The sequence below is a fragment of the Micromonospora sp. PLK6-60 genome, assembly GCF_019890675.1.
Taxonomy (GTDB): Bacteria; Actinomycetota; Actinomycetes; order Mycobacteriales; family Micromonosporaceae; genus Micromonospora.
The window spans coordinates 56,173-71,883 of the sequence record NZ_JAIOAA010000011.1 but is presented as its reverse complement, the minus strand read 5'-3'; the positions used below and the strand labels follow the sequence as shown (position 1 = coordinate 71,883).

The 15,711-nt window shown below is 74.6% G+C and carries 5 protein-coding genes; 4 read left to right on the top strand and 1 reads right to left on the bottom strand.

Going from position 1 to position 15,711, the window contains the following annotated elements:
• Both K7640_RS20450 and K7640_RS20445 read left to right on the top strand, forming a co-directional pair.
• Positions 1-417, top strand: coding sequence for a hypothetical protein (locus K7640_RS20450; protein WP_222956476.1), 417 nt, complete (start codon positions 1-3; stop codon positions 415-417).
• A complete protein-coding gene (locus K7640_RS20445) occupies positions 414-4,208 on the top strand; it encodes a hypothetical protein (protein WP_222956475.1) in 3,795 nt (1,264 codons plus the stop codon). The genes K7640_RS20450 and K7640_RS20445 overlap by 4 nt, the downstream gene beginning before the upstream one ends.
• A 187-nt stretch (positions 4,209-4,395) precedes the next feature.
• Here K7640_RS20445 and K7640_RS20440 read toward each other — a convergent pair whose 3' ends face one another.
• On the bottom strand, positions 4,396-14,046 hold the full coding sequence (locus K7640_RS20440) for a calcium-binding protein (protein WP_222956474.1): 9,651 nt from the start codon (positions 14,044-14,046) through the stop codon (positions 4,396-4,398).
• A gap of 332 nt (positions 14,047-14,378) precedes the next feature.
• On the opposite strand from K7640_RS20440, the gene K7640_RS20435 reads away from it, so the two are divergent.
• Positions 14,379-14,936 carry a hypothetical protein gene (locus K7640_RS20435; RefSeq protein ID WP_222956473.1) on the top strand — a complete coding sequence of 186 codons (558 nt, stop codon included), beginning with the start codon at positions 14,379-14,381 and terminating at the stop codon, positions 14,934-14,936.
• A gap of 90 nt (positions 14,937-15,026) precedes the next feature.
• Entirely contained in the window at positions 15,027-15,704 is a 678-nt protein-coding gene (locus K7640_RS20430) for a response regulator transcription factor (protein WP_222956472.1), read from the top strand.
• Positions 15,705-15,711 lie beyond the last annotated feature (7 nt).

The following is a 15,711-nucleotide window of genomic DNA, read 5'->3' as shown; positions in this document are numbered from 1 at the left end:
ATGGATCCGATCGTGCTGGCCGCCGGCACGGCGCTGGTGTCCGCGATGGCCACCGACGTGTGGCAGCAGGCGCGCGGGCAACTGGTCGCCCTGTGGCGGCGGGCCCGCCCCGAGCAGGCCGAGGTGATCGAGGGCGAGCTGGCGGACGTCCGCGACGACGTGCTCGCCGCCCGGGAGGCCGGCGACGCGCAGACCGAGCCGGCCCTGGCCCGGGCCTGGCAGCTGCGCCTGCACCGGCTGCTCGGCGACGACCCGGCGCTCGCCGCCGAACTGCGCCGGGTCCTCGACGAGACGCTGACCCCGGCGCTGCCCGCCGACGAGCGCGCCCGGATCGACTCGGTCGTGCTGAACGCGCACGCCACCGGGCACGCCCGGATCTACCAGGCCGGCCGGGACCAGCACATCACCGAGCGGTGAGCGCCGAGCACGGCGACCGGGTCGGCCTGTCCGCCGACGCCCGCGACCAGGCCCGGATCTACCAGGCCGGCCGGGACCTGTACGTCAACCACGCCGCCCCGGCCCGCTCCGGCTATCTCCAGCAGGTCCGCCGGCTCGCCCCGGAACTGCTGCGGGACCGAGACGCCGAGCTGGCGGAGCTGGCCGCCTTCTGCACCGCGCCCGACGGCCCCGCGTACGCCTGGTGGCGGGCCGGGCCGTGGGCCGGCAAGTCCGCGCTGATGTCCTGGTTCGTGCTGCACCCGCCGCCCGGCGTACGGGTGGTGTCGTTCTTCGTCACCGCCCGCTTCGCCGGCAGCAGCGACCGGGGCGCGTTCCTGGACAACCTGTCGGTGCAGCTGGCCGAGCTGCTGGGCGAGCCGGCGCCCACCGGCCTGCCGGAGGCGGTCCGGGAGGGCTACCTGCTCGACCTGCTGGATCGGGCGGCCCGCTGGTGCGCCGAGCACGGCGAGCGGCTGGTGCTGCTGGTCGACGGCCTGGACGAGGACCGGGGTGTCTGCGCCGGCCCGGACGCGCACAGCATCGCCGCGCTGCTGCCCCACCGGCCCGGGCACGGGCTGCGGGTGCTGGTGGCCGGGCGGCCCAACCCGCCCATCCCCACCGACGTGCCGCACCGGCATCCGCTGCGCGACCCCGCGGTGGTCCGCACCCTGGCGGTCTCCCCGCACGCGCAGGCGGTGCGAAACGACGCCAACACGGAGCTGCGCCGCCTGCTCGACGGCACCGACCTGCAACGGGACCTGCTCGGTCTGCTCACCGCCGCGGTCGGCGGGCTCAGCGGCGCGGACCTGGCCGAGCTGACCGGCGCCGACCAGTGGCAGGTGGAGGAGCACCTGCACACGGTTTCCGGGCGGACCTTCCTCACCTACCCCAGCCGGTGGCAGCCGGCGCACGGCCCCCAGTCGTACCTGCTGGGCCACGAGGAGTTGCAGCAGAGCGCCCGGCACTACCTGGGCCCGGCGCGGCTGGCCGGCTACCGGCGGCGGTTGCACGACTGGGCCGACGGCTACCGGCGGCGCGGCTGGCCGGAGGGGACGCCGGAATACCTGCTACGCGGCTGGTTCCGGCTGTTGCGCGACACCGGCGAGGTGGACCGGATGGTGGCCTGCGGCACCGACCAGGCGCGACACGACCGGATGCTCGACCTGTCCGGCGGGGACCTGCCCGCCCTGGAGGAGATCCGGGCGGCCCAGGACGCGCTGCTCGGGCGGGACGAGCCGGACCTGACCGCGATGGCCCGACTCGCCGTGCACGCGCACCAGCTCGGCCAGCGCAGCGCGCAGATCCCGACCGAGCTGCCCGCGGTCTGGGTGGCGCTCGGGCACCCGGCCCGCGCCGACGCCCTGGCCCGTTCCCTCGACGACGGAGACCGCCGCCACCCCGCCCTGAATGACGAGGACCGCCGCACCACCGCCGTGATCCTGATGATGCTCGCGTACCTGCGCGGCGGCGACGCCGACGGGGCCGAGGCCGCCGCCCTGGCGGTCGCCGACGAGCAGGGCCGCAGCCAGGTGCTCTGGCGGCTGGTCCACGAGCTGGTCGACGCGGGACGGCTGGACCGAGCCGCCGCGCTCGCCGACGCGATCCCGGCGGCCGGCGAGCGCGCCGACGGCTTCGCGTCGGTGGCCGAGGCGCGGCGGCGTTCCGGCGATCCGACGGGTGCGCTGGACGCCACGGCCCGGGCCGAGCAGGCCGCATCGCGGATCGCCGACCCGGGCCAGCAGGCCCGGGCGCTGGCCCGGCTGGCCGGGCTGGTGCGCGGGCAGGGTGACGCCGCCCGGGCCGGCGAGCTGGCCGGGCGGGCCGAGGCCGCTGCCGACCGGGTGGCCACGGCGGACGAGCGGGTGGGGACGCTGATGCACCTCGCCGCGCGGTGGCAGGAGTCGGGCGACGTCGAGCGGGCCCGCCGGGTCGCGGGCCGGGGCACCGCGACCGCCCTGGCCACCACCGGGACCGAGCGGCGGATGACCGACGTCCCCGCGCTGGTCGGGGCGCTGCTGGCGCTCGGCGAGGACCGGCAGATGGTCGCTGTGGTCCGGTTCGCCGCCGCGACCGGCGACGGCTTCGAGGTCGCGAGAGTCGTCACGGTGCTGGCCCGTGGCGGTGACCTCAGCCGCGCCACGGCGGTCGCGGAGTGGCTGGGGGACTCGATGACGGTGCCGGCGTACACCGCCCTGGCCGAGGCCGCCGACGCGGCCGGGGACGCCGCGGGTGCGCGGGAGTGGCTGGGCCGGGCGACGGCGCGGCTCCGCTCCGCCTGGCGTGGCCCGAGCTCGAACGACACGGCGGTGGTGGCCCGGGAGACCGCCCGGCAGGGCGATCCCGCCCGCGCGACGGCCCTGGTCGAGGAGATCGTCGAACCCGACCGGCGAGCGGAGACCCTGTGCCTGCTCGCACGGGAGGCCGTCGAGGCAGGGCGACCCGACGACGCCCGGGATCTCGTCGCCCGCGCGTCGACGGCGGCGAGCAAGGTCGTCGACAGCTACTCGCACCCGGCGGCCCGGGACCGGGCCCGGGCCGGCGTCGTGGCGGCGCTGGTCGCCACGGGTGACCTGGACAGTGCCGCGAGCGCCGCCCGGGGCATCCGGACGCCGGACGTCCGGGCCGGTGCCCTGGCCCGGGTCGCCACCGGGCTGGTGCACGCCGGAGACCTGCCGGCCGCCCGCCGGTTCGCCCTGCTGGCCGAGGCGGCGTACCGGTCGGCCGGCGGGTGGAACGAAGCCACGGTGGCCCGCGAGGCGCGGTTGACCGGGCTGGCGGTCTCCGACGGAATCGAGGCGGCCCGGGTAGGCGCCGAGGCGATCGGTGATCCGGAGGCGCGGGCCTGGGCCCTGCACGGCTTGGCCCAGTGGCTGACGTCGACCACCGGCGCGCCCCCGGACCCGCGGCTGATCGAGCAGGCCCGCGCCGCCGGGCGGGCCGTCCACGACGAGGACCGGCGCGACCGCGTCCTGCGGGCCCTGTCGCTGCTGACGCAGAACCACTCGCCGCCCACCCGGCCGACCGTCGAGGCCGGTCACATCTGGCTACCGGGCCTGCAACTCCTGTCGGAGCGGGTGGAGCAGCTGCTCGCGGACGGCGATCGGGCCGGGGCCCAGCGCAGCGTCCGGCGGGCCGAGCAGTCGGCCCGCGACATCTCCGATCCCTTCGGGCGGCGGACGGCCATCGGGAGCCTCGCTCGGCTGCACGCCCGGGCCGGCGACGTCGACCGCGCCGAAGCACTGCTCCACGAGATCGTCAACCCCGACCAGCGGGAAACGGCGCTCACCGCGACGGCGCTGATCGTGGCGGCCGCCGGCGATCCCGACGGAGCCGAAGGACTGATCCGGCGCGGCCTCGAACCGGCCGGCCAGGACCGGGCGCTCGCCACGCTCGCCCAGGCCGTCGCCACCACCAGCCCACCGGGGCACGCGGAGGCGCTGGCGCACTCCATCGCGGACGGCGGCCGACGCGACGACGCGCTGCGCGCGGTGGCGCGGGTGCTGGCCGGGGCGGGCCAGCTCGACCGGGCGGAGGCGGTGGCCGGGACCATCGTCGGCTGGATCAACCAGGCGGTGGCGCTCGTCGACATCGCCGAGCAGGCCGACTCCCCCCGGGCCCGCCGGCTGCTCGCGTCGGTGCTGCGGGTGGGCACCTGGATGATGCTCCGGCGGCTGCTGCCCCGCATCGACCCGGCGGCCTGCCTCGCCATCGCCGACGAGTACTTCCGGCTCAACCCGGACCCGGCGACGCCGGACGACCCGGCCGGCTGACTGGCCACCGGCGCCGGGCGTCCCACGCCCGCGCCCGCGGCCCGGCACCGGTCATCCCGCCCGCCGGCCGACCAGGCCCCGGCACCGGTCGTCCCCGCCCGCCGACCGACCGAGCCTCGGCTCCGGTCGTCCCCGCCCGCCCAGGCCGGGGCCCGGCTCCCCTGCGGGAGCCGGGCCCCGGCGCGGATCAGTCGGTGCAGGACGGCTGGTCGAAGTGCCCCGGCGTGCTCGGGAACGCCGACCCCGCCCCCTGGTCCTTGTTGTCCCGCGGATACACGTAGGACAGCTCCAGGAAGGCCGAGGTGCCCGAGGTGGTCACGTCGGTGGCGCTGCGTCCCGCGCCGGTGGCCCAGGCCAGCCGGGTGAGGAAGTCCTGCATGGCCGGGCTGTGCTGGCGGATGTCGTTGAACCCGCCGTAGGCGGCGTTGCAGTGGGTGAACAGGTTGTACGCGCCGTTCCAGTCGAAGAGCCGGTCGCCGTTGTTCGGCCCGTTCGCCGTCACGTCGCCCTGGAGCACGTCCCGGTCCCAGCCGCCGTAGATCCAGTCGGTGCCGTGGTGGTGCTGGTTGTCGGCCACGACGTCGTTGTCCAGGCCGGTCATCTCGAACCAGCGGCACGGGTCGATCGTGCCGGACGGGGTGTCGACCGGCCAGGCCCCGGCCGCGCAGTTGCCCGGGTAGGCGCCGCGCGGGCGGAAGTCGAGCAGGTCGGCGCCGAGCACCGCGGTCACCGCCGGGCCGCTGGTCGCCCCGGCCCCGCCGAACAGGTGGTCGACGTACTGGTCGTGGTCGCCCCGGGCGGCGGCGCTGAACACGCCGTTTACCAGGCACTGCGGGTTGGCCGCGTCGAGCACCGGGTCGCAGCCCTTGCCGCCCCACAGCACGTCCGAGCCCTCGCCGCCGAACACCTCGTCACCGCCGCTGTCCCCGTTGGCCACGTCGTCGCCGAAGCCACCGTGGATGTTGTCCGCCCCGGCGCCGCCGCGGATCCGGTCGCCCGCCCCGGCGGTCAGCCCGGCGTGCGGCATCGGCGCCGAGGTGGAGCTGCCGATCCAGGCGTCCCCGTCGGTGTCGTGCAGCAGGTCCACCCGCCGGTCGTAGCCGCCGGGCCGGAAGCCGGTGAACGTCTCCTGCGGCACCGAGGACAGCGTCGTGGTGAAGCCGAGCGCCGCGACGTCGTCGGCGTTGAGGTACTGGTTCACCACACCGCCCCGGTCGCCGAGGATGGCGTCGCGGCCGTCGTCGCCGTACAGGGTGTCGGCGCCGAGCTCACCGAAGAGGTCGTCGTCGCCTGCGCCGCCCCGGATCAGGTCGTCGCCGTCCTGGCCCCAGACGCCGTCGTTGCCGCCGTCGCCGTAGAGCTGGTCGTCGCCGTACGCGCCGGCCGGCTCGCAGGTGGACTGGGCGGTGGTGCAGAACCGGGTCGACGGGCCCGGCAGCGCCGGGTCGTGGGTCCGGACCGCCGTGGCGTCGACCGGCACCGCGCCGGTCGGGTAGCGCTCGGTGTAGACCCGGTCGCCCTGTTTGCCGTCGACGGTGGTGACGGTCCGCAGCAGCGAGCCGTTGTCGCCGAGGACCACGTCGTCGCCGCCGTTGCCCTCCACCACGTCACCGGTGTCCCGGAAGCCGGCGGCCGCGCTGCCGCCGATCAGGTCGTCCTGCCCGTCCGGCGCGCCCGGACCGACCAGGTCGGCCGCCGCGGACGGACCGCCGGGCCAGCCCGGGTCGGGCAGCGGGGTGACGGTGGACCGGCCGGCCGCACCGAGTGGGTTGTCGCCGCGCAGCACGTCCGCGCCGCCGTTGCCCTCCAGGTAGTCGCCGTCCCCGTCGCCGGTCAGCGCGTCGTCGCCGTCCTGACCCCAGAGGGCGTCGACGCCGTCGCCGCCGCTGATCCGGTCGGCCCCGTACCGGTTGGCGGTGGCCGCCGCCCGGTCCAGCAGCACCACGATCCGCGGCCCGAACGCCGTGCCGTCGGCCGCCGCCCGGACGGTGACCGGGGTCGGCTGCTCGCCGGGCAGCGGGCGCAGCACCGCGCCGTTGTCGCCGATGACCGCGTCGGAACCCGGCCCGCCGAAGATCGCGTCGGCGGTGTCCGGCTGGCCGGTGGTGGCCGCGCCGGTCCCGTCGTACGCGGTGCTGGAGCCGCCGACCAGGTCGTCGTCGCCGGCGTTGCCCTCGACCCAGTCGGCGCCGGGGCCGCCCTCGGCGAAGTCCGCGCCGCCGTCGCCGCGGATCCGGTCCGCGCCGCCCTGGCCGAAGATCACGTCGCCGGCCTCCCCACCGGAGATCAGGTCGGCGCCGCTGGTGCCGGCCACCGGGGAGAAGCCGAGGTCGAGCAGGGTGACCTTGCGCGGCGGGCCGAACCGGGCCTGGGTGACCCGGGTGGGGTCGGCCGGGGTGAACCGGGCGTTGTCCCCGGCGATCAGGTCCGGGTCGGCGTCGCCGTACAGCTGGTCGCCGGAGTCCGGCCGGCCGGTGCCGGCGGTCGGCTCCTGCGCGGAACCGCCGACGATCTCGTCCCGGCCGAGGTCACCGTGGATCAGGTCGGCGCCGTTGTTGCCCTCGAGCTGGTCGTCGCCGGCGTCGCCGTTGATCCGGTCGTCGCCCAGGCCGCCGTAGGCGACGTCGTCGTCCGCACCGGCGGAGATCACGTCCCCGGCCCCGGCGGCGGGCACGTCGCCGGCCAGGTCCAGCGGGTACGGCCCGACGTCGCCGACGCGCGGCGTGCCGTTGTCCCCGACGATCCGGTCGACGCCCGCCTCGCCGTAGAGGAAGTCCCGCCCGTCGGCGCGGCCGGCCACGCGCCCGCCGCCGTAGAGCACGTCCTCGCCGGCGCCGCCGAAGACCTGGTCGCTGCCCTCGTTGCCCTCGGCGGTGTCGGCGCCGGGACCGCCGAACAGCCCGTCGTCGCCGGTGTTGCCGAAGAGCAGGTCGTCGCCGTCGTCGCCGAGCAACTGGTCCACCCCGGCGCCGCCCCAGGCCCGGTCGGCGTCGCCGCCCAGGTGCAGGCTGTCGTCGCCGAGTTGGCCGCAGGCCCGGTCGGCGCCGGCGCCGAGGTCGGCCCGGTCGTCGCCGCTGCCGGCGGAGACCACCTCGACCCCGGCCCCGCCGAGGATGAGGTCGGCCGCGCCCTGGTCGGTGGGGGTCGGCTGGGCGTCGGCGAGGACCGCGTCGGCGCAGGTCTCCGCCGGCAGGTGCCGGTCGCCGAAGATGGTCGCCCCGCCGTCGCCGCCGATCAGGTGGTCGCTGCCCAGGCCGCCGACGAGCAGCTTGGTCTGCGACGCGGTGTTCGCCGGCAGCGGCTGGTGGGTGACCTCGCGGAACGGGCCGTAGCCGTCGGAGGCGCCGGGCGGCCCGACCGACGACGGTTCGGCGATCACGTAGTCGTCGCCGGGGCCGCCGAAGATCTCGTCGGTGCCGTACCCGCCGACCAGCACGTCCTCGCCGCCGTAGCCGTACAGGTGGCTGGTCTGGCCGTTGGCCGAGTGCGACACCACCAGGTCGGTGCCGGCGCTGCCGTGCACGGTGTCCGCGCCGCCACCGGTGTCGACCTGGTTGACCAGGCCGACGTCGCCGGAACCGGGCTGGTCGGCGTCGGCCGGCACGTTGGTGTCGTACGTGTGGATGGTGTCGTCGTTGCGGCCACCGTTGATGGTGTCCGAGCCCGGACCGCCGACCAGCTTGTTCCTGCCGTTGGGCCGGTCGTTCACGACCACGCCGAGCACGTCGTCGCCGCCGTTGCCGTAGACGGTGCTGGCGCCGTGCCCGACGGTGACGTGGTCGGCCAGGCCGGCGGCGGCGCCGGTCGGGTCGGTGAGCGTGGTCCAGTCGATCACGTCGGTCAGGTTCTTGTCGCCGACCCCGGTCTTGACGGTGACGTTCCGGTTACCGCCGCCGAGGCCGCTGTCGCCGGCCACCACGTTGTCGCCGTCGCCGGTGGTGACGGTGTCCTGGCCGGGGCCGCCGGCGACCCGGCTGACGGTGCCGGCCGCCTCGGCGGTGACGATCACGTCGTCCCCGCCGCGGCCGTCCACCCAGGCCGGTCCGGTGCCGGTGCGGATCTGGTCCCGGCCGTCGGAGCCGACGACCACCGCCTCCTTGTCGAACTGCGAGACCTTCGTGCCGTCGCCGCCGGTGTCCCCGTCGCCGAGCAGCAGCACCGACATCGACGTCTTGGCCGCGTCGGCGACCTGGTAGCCGCGACCGTCGACGACCACCCGCTTGAGGCCGGGGTCGAGGAACTCCTGCTTGCGGCCGAGCGCCTCGACCGCGAAGCCGTCGAAGCCGGCGTCGCCGGTGGCGTAGTGCAGCGCGTACACCTTGATCACGTCACCGGCGTAGGTGCCGGCGCCGTTGTCCCAGGCCTTGTCGCCGCGCTGCTCCTTCTTGCCGAACTTGCCGGCGAAGACGACCAGGGTGTCGCCGACCGTGCCGCCGAGCTCCGGTGGTGGCGGGGTGCAGTCCGGTTGGGCGCGGAAGTCCAGCAGGGTGGCGTCGACCAGGGTGAAGTCGAACGTCTTGGAGAACAGGAACAGGTCGATGGTGATGTAGACCTTGAGGAACACCGACAGCTGGCCGCTGGTGGTGAACAGGCAGATCGGGTTGACCAGCAGCGCCTGGAGGAACTCGCTGGTGCGGAACTTGCCGTCGTTGTTCGGGTCGTTCCAGCTGAACCCGACGGTCAGCCGGATGCCGCCCTGGATGCCGGCCTTGACGATCAGCACGCTGACCTCCGCCCCGGCGGCGATCTCACCGCGCAGGGTGACCACCGGTACGGCCTTGCCGGTGCTGTCGGCGGTCTTGAAGTACAGGCCGTCGAGGAGGCTGACGGCGTCCACCGCGGTGCCGTCGCTGGCGGCCTCGACGGCGTGCCGGATGCCGGCGGTGTCCAGCCCGGCGATGAACCGGGCGGTCACCGAGGCGCTGCCGGCCAGGGTGATCATGACCGGCGGCGGCGCGTACACCGGGCCGAACGACTGCCGCCAGCTGAAGCCCAGCGTCAGCGGGCCGGAGTCGAAGCTGACCAGTTCGACGTCCTGCCCCATCAGCAGCCCGAACAGCGAGCCCGGGTTGTCGAAGATCGGGAAGCTGAAGCCGGTCTTCTCGGCGGTCGACTTGTCCTCGCCCGCCTTCGGGGTGAACAGCTTGTCCCCGTCGTCGCCGGCGGTCTCGTCGATCCGGGACTTGACCTGCGTCGCGGTCTTGGCCTGGGTGAACGGGTCGGCCCGGTCGATCAGGCTCTCCGCCGCGGCGGGGGACGCCTCGGTGCTGAGCGCCCGGTCCGGGTTGACCAGGAACTGGCCCAGCGGGATGGCGCAGCCGGTCTCGCAGTCCAGGTCCTTGTTCACGAAGTTGATCACTTCGCGGACGGTGTCCACGAACTTCAGGTCCGGGCCGCCGCTGAGGGTGCTGAACGTCCGGGCGAGCCAGACCAGGGTGATGTCGGGCCCGCCGGTGGCCTTCGACAGGTCGGACAGCACCGGGATCGGCGCGTACAGGGTGTCGAGGACCGGTTGCAGCGGGCCGGTGACGGTCTTGATCTTGTCGACGACCGGCTTGAGGATCTTGTCGAAGAACGCCCCGGCGTTCAGTTCGATGTCGGTGAAGGCGACCCGCAGCGGGCTGGTCACGCCGGTGCCCGACGCGGTCAGCGCGCCCCGCTTGTGGGTGAGCTCCCAGGCGAGGGCGAAGCGGGCGCTGACCCCCGGCAGCGCCGAGCCGACCTCGTTGCCGGTGTTGACCGCGGCCGACAGCTGCCAGTCGATGTCGACCTTCGCGGTGAGGTCGGTGGCGAGCAGCGAACCGAGGTCACCGAACTGGGCGAGGGTGAGCCGGGCGGCCGGGTCCGCGGCGCAGTCCGCGGCCACCCCCGGGTCGAAGCAGCTCTTCTCCCCCGGCGAACCCTTCAGGTCGATGCCGAAGTACGCCCGCACCAGCGGGTCGCTCTTCTTCTTGGTGGCGTCGACCTGGATGAACGCGAGCTGCGCGGCGAGGTCGCCGGTCATGTCGAAGTTCGCGCCGATCTGCACCTCCGGCGAGGTGTCCCCGTCGTGGGTGGGGACGTAGAAGCCGACCTCCCGGTCCAGGACCAGGTCCAGGTGCAGCTTCCAGCCGAGCCGGGCCTGGATGCCGTCGGCGGCGCCCTTCTTGGCCTTCAACGACAGGCCGGGGATGCCCAGGTCGAGCGGCACATTCAGCTTCGCGCACTCGTTGCTCCCGGCGTCGGCGCAGCCGGTGGCCGCGGTCGGGTTCCCCTTCGCGGTGCTGAGCTTGATCCGGATCGACTGGAAGTTCTCCGGCTGGCAGGGCACGCTCACCCCGTCGCGGCAGCCGACCACCGCGCTGACGCCCGGGTCCAGATCCTTGAGTACGTCGTTGAGCGCGGCCTGCATGCCGGCGCTGTCCAACGTGGCGTCGGCCAGCACCGGCCCGAGGGCGGCCTTGACGTCGGCCCGCAGTTGGGCGACGAACTTCTGGCCCTGCGCCAGGTCGTCACCGACCAGCGGCAGCTTGCCGTCGAAGCTGGCCAGCCGCAGCGCCTCCTCCACCTTGGCCAGGTAGCCGTCGATGCCGACGTTGAAGTCGGTCAGCTTCATGGCCAGGTTGGCGAAGCAGGCGTCGAGGTTCGGCGGGTTCGCCTGCGGGTTCAGGTCCAGCCCCATGGTGAAGGTGAACAGGTTGGTGGCGTCGGCCGGCTCGCAGTTGTTGACGAACAGCGGGGCGCGGGCGCAGATCGGCACGTTCGCGCCGCCCACCCCGCCGCCGCAGTCGACCCCGGCGGTGCTGAACTGCGGGGTCACCCCGAGCAGGCCGCTGATCGGCCCGTCCTCGGTCAGCCCGCCCAGCCCGACGCTGAGGTTGGCCAGCACGGTGGCCGGGTCGGTGTCCTTCTTGCCGAGGTCGAGGGCGAGCGGGCCGACCCAGGCGGCGATCGCCCCGTTGGTGATGCCGCCGGTGACGGTGACGCCGGCCGACGAGGTGTGGTCGAGTTTCGGGGTGGCGCTCGGGCTCAGCGGCAGCAGCAGGCCCAGCTTGGCGTTCGCGCTGACGTCCAGGGCGAAGGTGCCCGAGCTGTCCAGGCTGACCAGGTCCCGGCCGCCGCCGAAGCCCAGGTTGATCGGCCCGCCGGTGAGGAACTTGCGCTTCCAGTCCAGCCCGAGCCGCAGGTACGGCCCGCCCGCGCGCTGGTCGACGGTGAAGCCTACCCCGCTGCCCGCGCCGATGGCGTTGTTCAGCACGTCCAGGGCGTCCTGGAGGTTGTCCGGCGGGGAGGCGAGCAGCTTGTCCAGCGCGTCGGCGAGTTCCGGCCGCAGGGCGTACGCGCTGCCGTCGGCCGGTTTCGGGGTGCCCGCCGCGTCGACGCGCAGGGTCCGCGCGTCCACCTGCTCCAGCACCCGGTACGCCTGGCTGCCGATGACGACGGTCCGCCCGTTCAGCCGGTCGGTGAACGGGGCCTTGTCGGCGGCGCGGGTCTCGTCCCGGAGCAGGAAGTTCGCCCCGTCGGCCTGGTACTTCACGGCGCCGCCGACGCCGCTCTCGTCGGCGCCGAGCAGTTGCCGGGCGGAGCGGCCGAGCAGCGGGATCGTGGTGTTCAGCGGGCCGCTGCCGCCCTCGGGCTGCGACAGCGCGGCGTTGACCAGCCGCAACGCCTCCACCACGAGCGCGAACAGCGCCTTCGGGTCGTTCGGGTCGAAGTCGACGGCGAAGAGTCCGCTCAGCCCGGTGGTGTTCACCACCGGTTGCTGGCCGGCGACCCAGCTCACGTCGACGCCCACGCCCTGGCCGAGGGCGCCGGTGTCGCCGGGCACGCTGACCTTGACCTGGCCGGTGGTCTTCACCGACGAGGTGACCGCCAGCAGGTCGCCCGGGGCGGAGCGCAGCCGGTCGAAGAGGGCGCCGAGGCTGACGTCCTCGGCCTTCTTGAACGACACCTGGAGCATCCGTTGGCCGGCGGCGGCCGGGCCGACGGCGAGGTCGCCGCCGAGCTTGACCTTGAGGAAGCCGGCGTTGGCGTAGAAGTCCACCGCGCTGGTGATCGGGAAGTCGGCGGCGAACAGCGGCACCGCCGGGTCGGTGCGCAGCAGCACCCGGTCGGCGTTGGCCTGCGGGCTGCCCAGGTCCTTGAGGTTGAGCACCAGGGTGACGGCGGCGCTGTAGCGCGGCTTGACCTTGGCCAGGCTGGCCTGGGCGTTGGCCACCCGCAGCCCGACCTTCTTGTCGCCGACGGTCTTGGTGAACGCGCTGGCCAGCTCCACGGCGCCGGTGTTCGGGCTGGAGCCGCTGATCACCCAGACGCTGTCGTCGCCGGGCTGCCCGCCGATCCAGGGCTGGGCGAGGGTGACCGAGTTTGCGGTGTTGGACTGCACGGTGCCGGCCGAGGTGCCGGCGACCACCCGCTGCCCGACCAGCGCGCCCGGGGCGAACCGGTCGCCGCTGACGCTGAAGCCGTCGCCGGTGAACGTGGCGCCGCGCCCGGAGGTCGAGGCCGCGCCCGGGTCCAGCGGCACCTCCACGGTGGACTCCCGTTCCAGCTTCAGCCGGAACGCCAGCTTGTCGCCGGCGAAGGAGAGGTTGTCCACCGGCAGGCCCTCGGCGGAGAGCAGCGCGACCAGTTCCTGGATGGAGGAGAACTTCGGCTGGCCGGCCAGCGCCGGGTCGTCGTTGTCCGGGTCGAACTGCGGGTCGTCGGGGCGCGGGTGAACGTACTTCTTGAGGAACGCCGTCAGCTTCTCGTTGACCTGCACCGCGTCGGCGAAGGTGCCCTTGAGGAACGGCAGGTTGAGGTTGCCGGCCGGGCCGCTCTGCTGCACCCCGCTGAGCAGGGTGACGAGCTGCGCCAGCCCGGAGGCCAGTTCGAGCGGGCTCATGGTGCGGAACTTGGCGATCGTCTCGTCGAGACCGGTGACGGTCACCGCGGGTGCGCCCTGGCTGATGTCCGGCCACTGCACGGTCACCGTGGCGGCCACCGCGGGCAACGCGAACGGGGTGCCGGAGGTCGCCGCGCCCAGCTTGATCACGCCGGTGACCGAGCCGGGGCCCGGTTCGGTCTCGGTGTCGGAGATCCGGCCGCCGCCGGAGCTGTCCAGGGCCACCTGCACCAGGCCGGCCAGCGAACCGGACTTGCCCAACTCGCCGGTGCCCGGGCCGGTGGCCGTGTCGAAGGCGAGCCGGCCGTCGCCGTCGGGGTCGGTCAGGGTGACCTTGACGTGGGTACGCGCGGTAAGTGTGCTGCCGGCGGTGAGGGTGACGCCGAGGATGCCGAACGCGGCGGACGCCTTGTCCAGGTCGGCGCGCAGCCGGGCGGCGGCGTCGATGTCGATGCGTGGGGTGTCCCCGTCGCGGACCAGGTAGGTCTCCCCGGACGCGGTGTGCCGGGCCCGCAGGTGCAGGGTGGCCCAGCCGGTGACGGTCACCGCCTTGTCCAGGGTGACCCCGCCGACGCTGAGGTCCCGGTCGGCGACCTCCTTCTTCGTGGTCAGCAGCACGTCGAGCAGGTGGTCGCCGCCGCTGCTGGTGACCTGGCTGGTCAGCCGGGTGCCGCCACCCAGGTCCACGTCGTCCCGGTTGAGGCCGGCGGCCAGCGCGTCGGAGGCCGTGCGAGCGAGCTTGTCCGCGTCCACCAGCGCGCCGGGGCTGACCCCGAGCAGTGGCAGCGGTTGGGCCAGCAGGCCCACCCGGGACAGCCCGCCCTCGGCCCAGGTGGCCGTGTCGGCCATCAGGTCCTTGAACGCGGCCTCCCACGCCTCGTCGGCGTGGGCGGGAGCCGCCGTCCACACCAGAGCCATCGCCGCCGTCATCACCGTGGCGATCGCCGCCGCGAGCAGTCTCCGTAGGGCCACCTGAGCCACCTCGTTCCGCGGAGGGCCGTCACCGACGGCGTGCTGGTCGGCGACAGCACATCGATCGCGGGGATCACTCACAACAGCTGTGTCGCGATGGTGACAGAGCGTCGAACCGATCAGGTGAGACGGCCCGCCGCGACGGACGAACACACTGGTCCGGGCGGCTTTCACCGGGCCGCGCGCACCCTCGTCGCGCCCGTCGACGCCCCGCGACACCTGTTACCCCCCTGTTACGCCACGGCGAACCTGCTGCCGTACGGCCGGCGGACGGTCGAGCCGCAAGCACACGACCGGCCGGCGACGGCCGGATGACGGGAGGGAGCAGACCGATGAGGATCAGAAGGGCCCTGGTGGCGGCGGTGCTGCTGGCGGCCGGGCTGGTGGCCGGCGGCGCGACGACCGCATCGGCGGCGGCGCCGTACTGCGGGATCACCTGGGGCAGTGGGGCGAAGACGGCCGGCACACTCAGCGGCGCCCCGCTGATCGAGGTGCGGGCCGGGCAGCAGGACTGCTGGGACCGGGTGGTGTTCGAGTTCGACGGGTCGGTGACCGGCTACTCGGTGGCCTACGGCGAGACGTACACCGACGGGGCGGGCGAGCCGATGTCGCCGTACACCGCGGGCGGGGCGCTGCTGAGCGTGTCGCTGCGGGCCCCGGCGTACGACGGGTCGCACGGCGCGACGGTGCCGTACCGGGTCGGCGACCACGCGGTCAACGCCTTCGGCTACCGGACGCTGCGCGACGTGGTGTTCGGGGGCAGCTTCGAGGGCTACACGACGTTCGCCGTGGGCGTGCGGGCGCAGCTGCCGTTCCGGGTGTTCGTGCTCGCCGGCCCGGGCACCCACAGCCGGATCGTGCTGGACGTCGCCCACCAGTGGCAGGCGTGAACCGACGCCGGTGCCGAGGGTCCGCGCGGACCCTCGGCACCGGCCGTTCCGGCAGGTACGTCCCGGTGACGGCGGACTTACGCTGGGGTGATGGAGGGCCGCGTGCTGCTCGTCGAGGACGACGCCGCCATCCGGGAGGCGACCGCCCTCGGTCTGCGCCGGGCCGGTTTCCGGGTGGGCACCGCCGCCGACGGGCGGGCGGCGCTGGCCGCGTGGCGGGCCGGCCCGGTCGACCTGATCGTGCTCGACGTGATGCTGCCCGGGCTGGACGGGTTCGAGGTGCTGCGGGAGATCCGGCGCGGCAGTCAGGTGCCGGTGCTGATGCTCACCGCCCGCACCGACACCGTCGACGTGGTGGTGGGCCTGGAGTGCGGGGCCGACGACTACCTGCGCAAACCGTTCGACCTGCCGGAGCTGGTCGCCCGGGTACGGGCGGTGCTGCGCCGCGCCGCCGCCCCGGTCGAGGAGACCACGCTGCTGGTGGGGCGGCTGGAGGTCGACCCGGCCCGGTTCACCGTCCGCAAGGACGGCCGGGAGCTGACCCTGACCGCGACCGAGTTCCGGCTGCTGCTGGAGCTGGCCCGCCGCCCGGGGCGGGTGTTCACCCGCGACGTGCTGCTGGACCGGGTGTGGCAGCACTCGCAGGTGTTCGACACCCGGCTGGTGGACGTGGCGGTGCAGCGGCTGCGGGCCAAGCTGGAAGACGACCCGGCCCACCCGATCCTGATCCGGACCGTGCGCGGCGCCGGCTACAAACTCTCCCCCTGAAGGACCG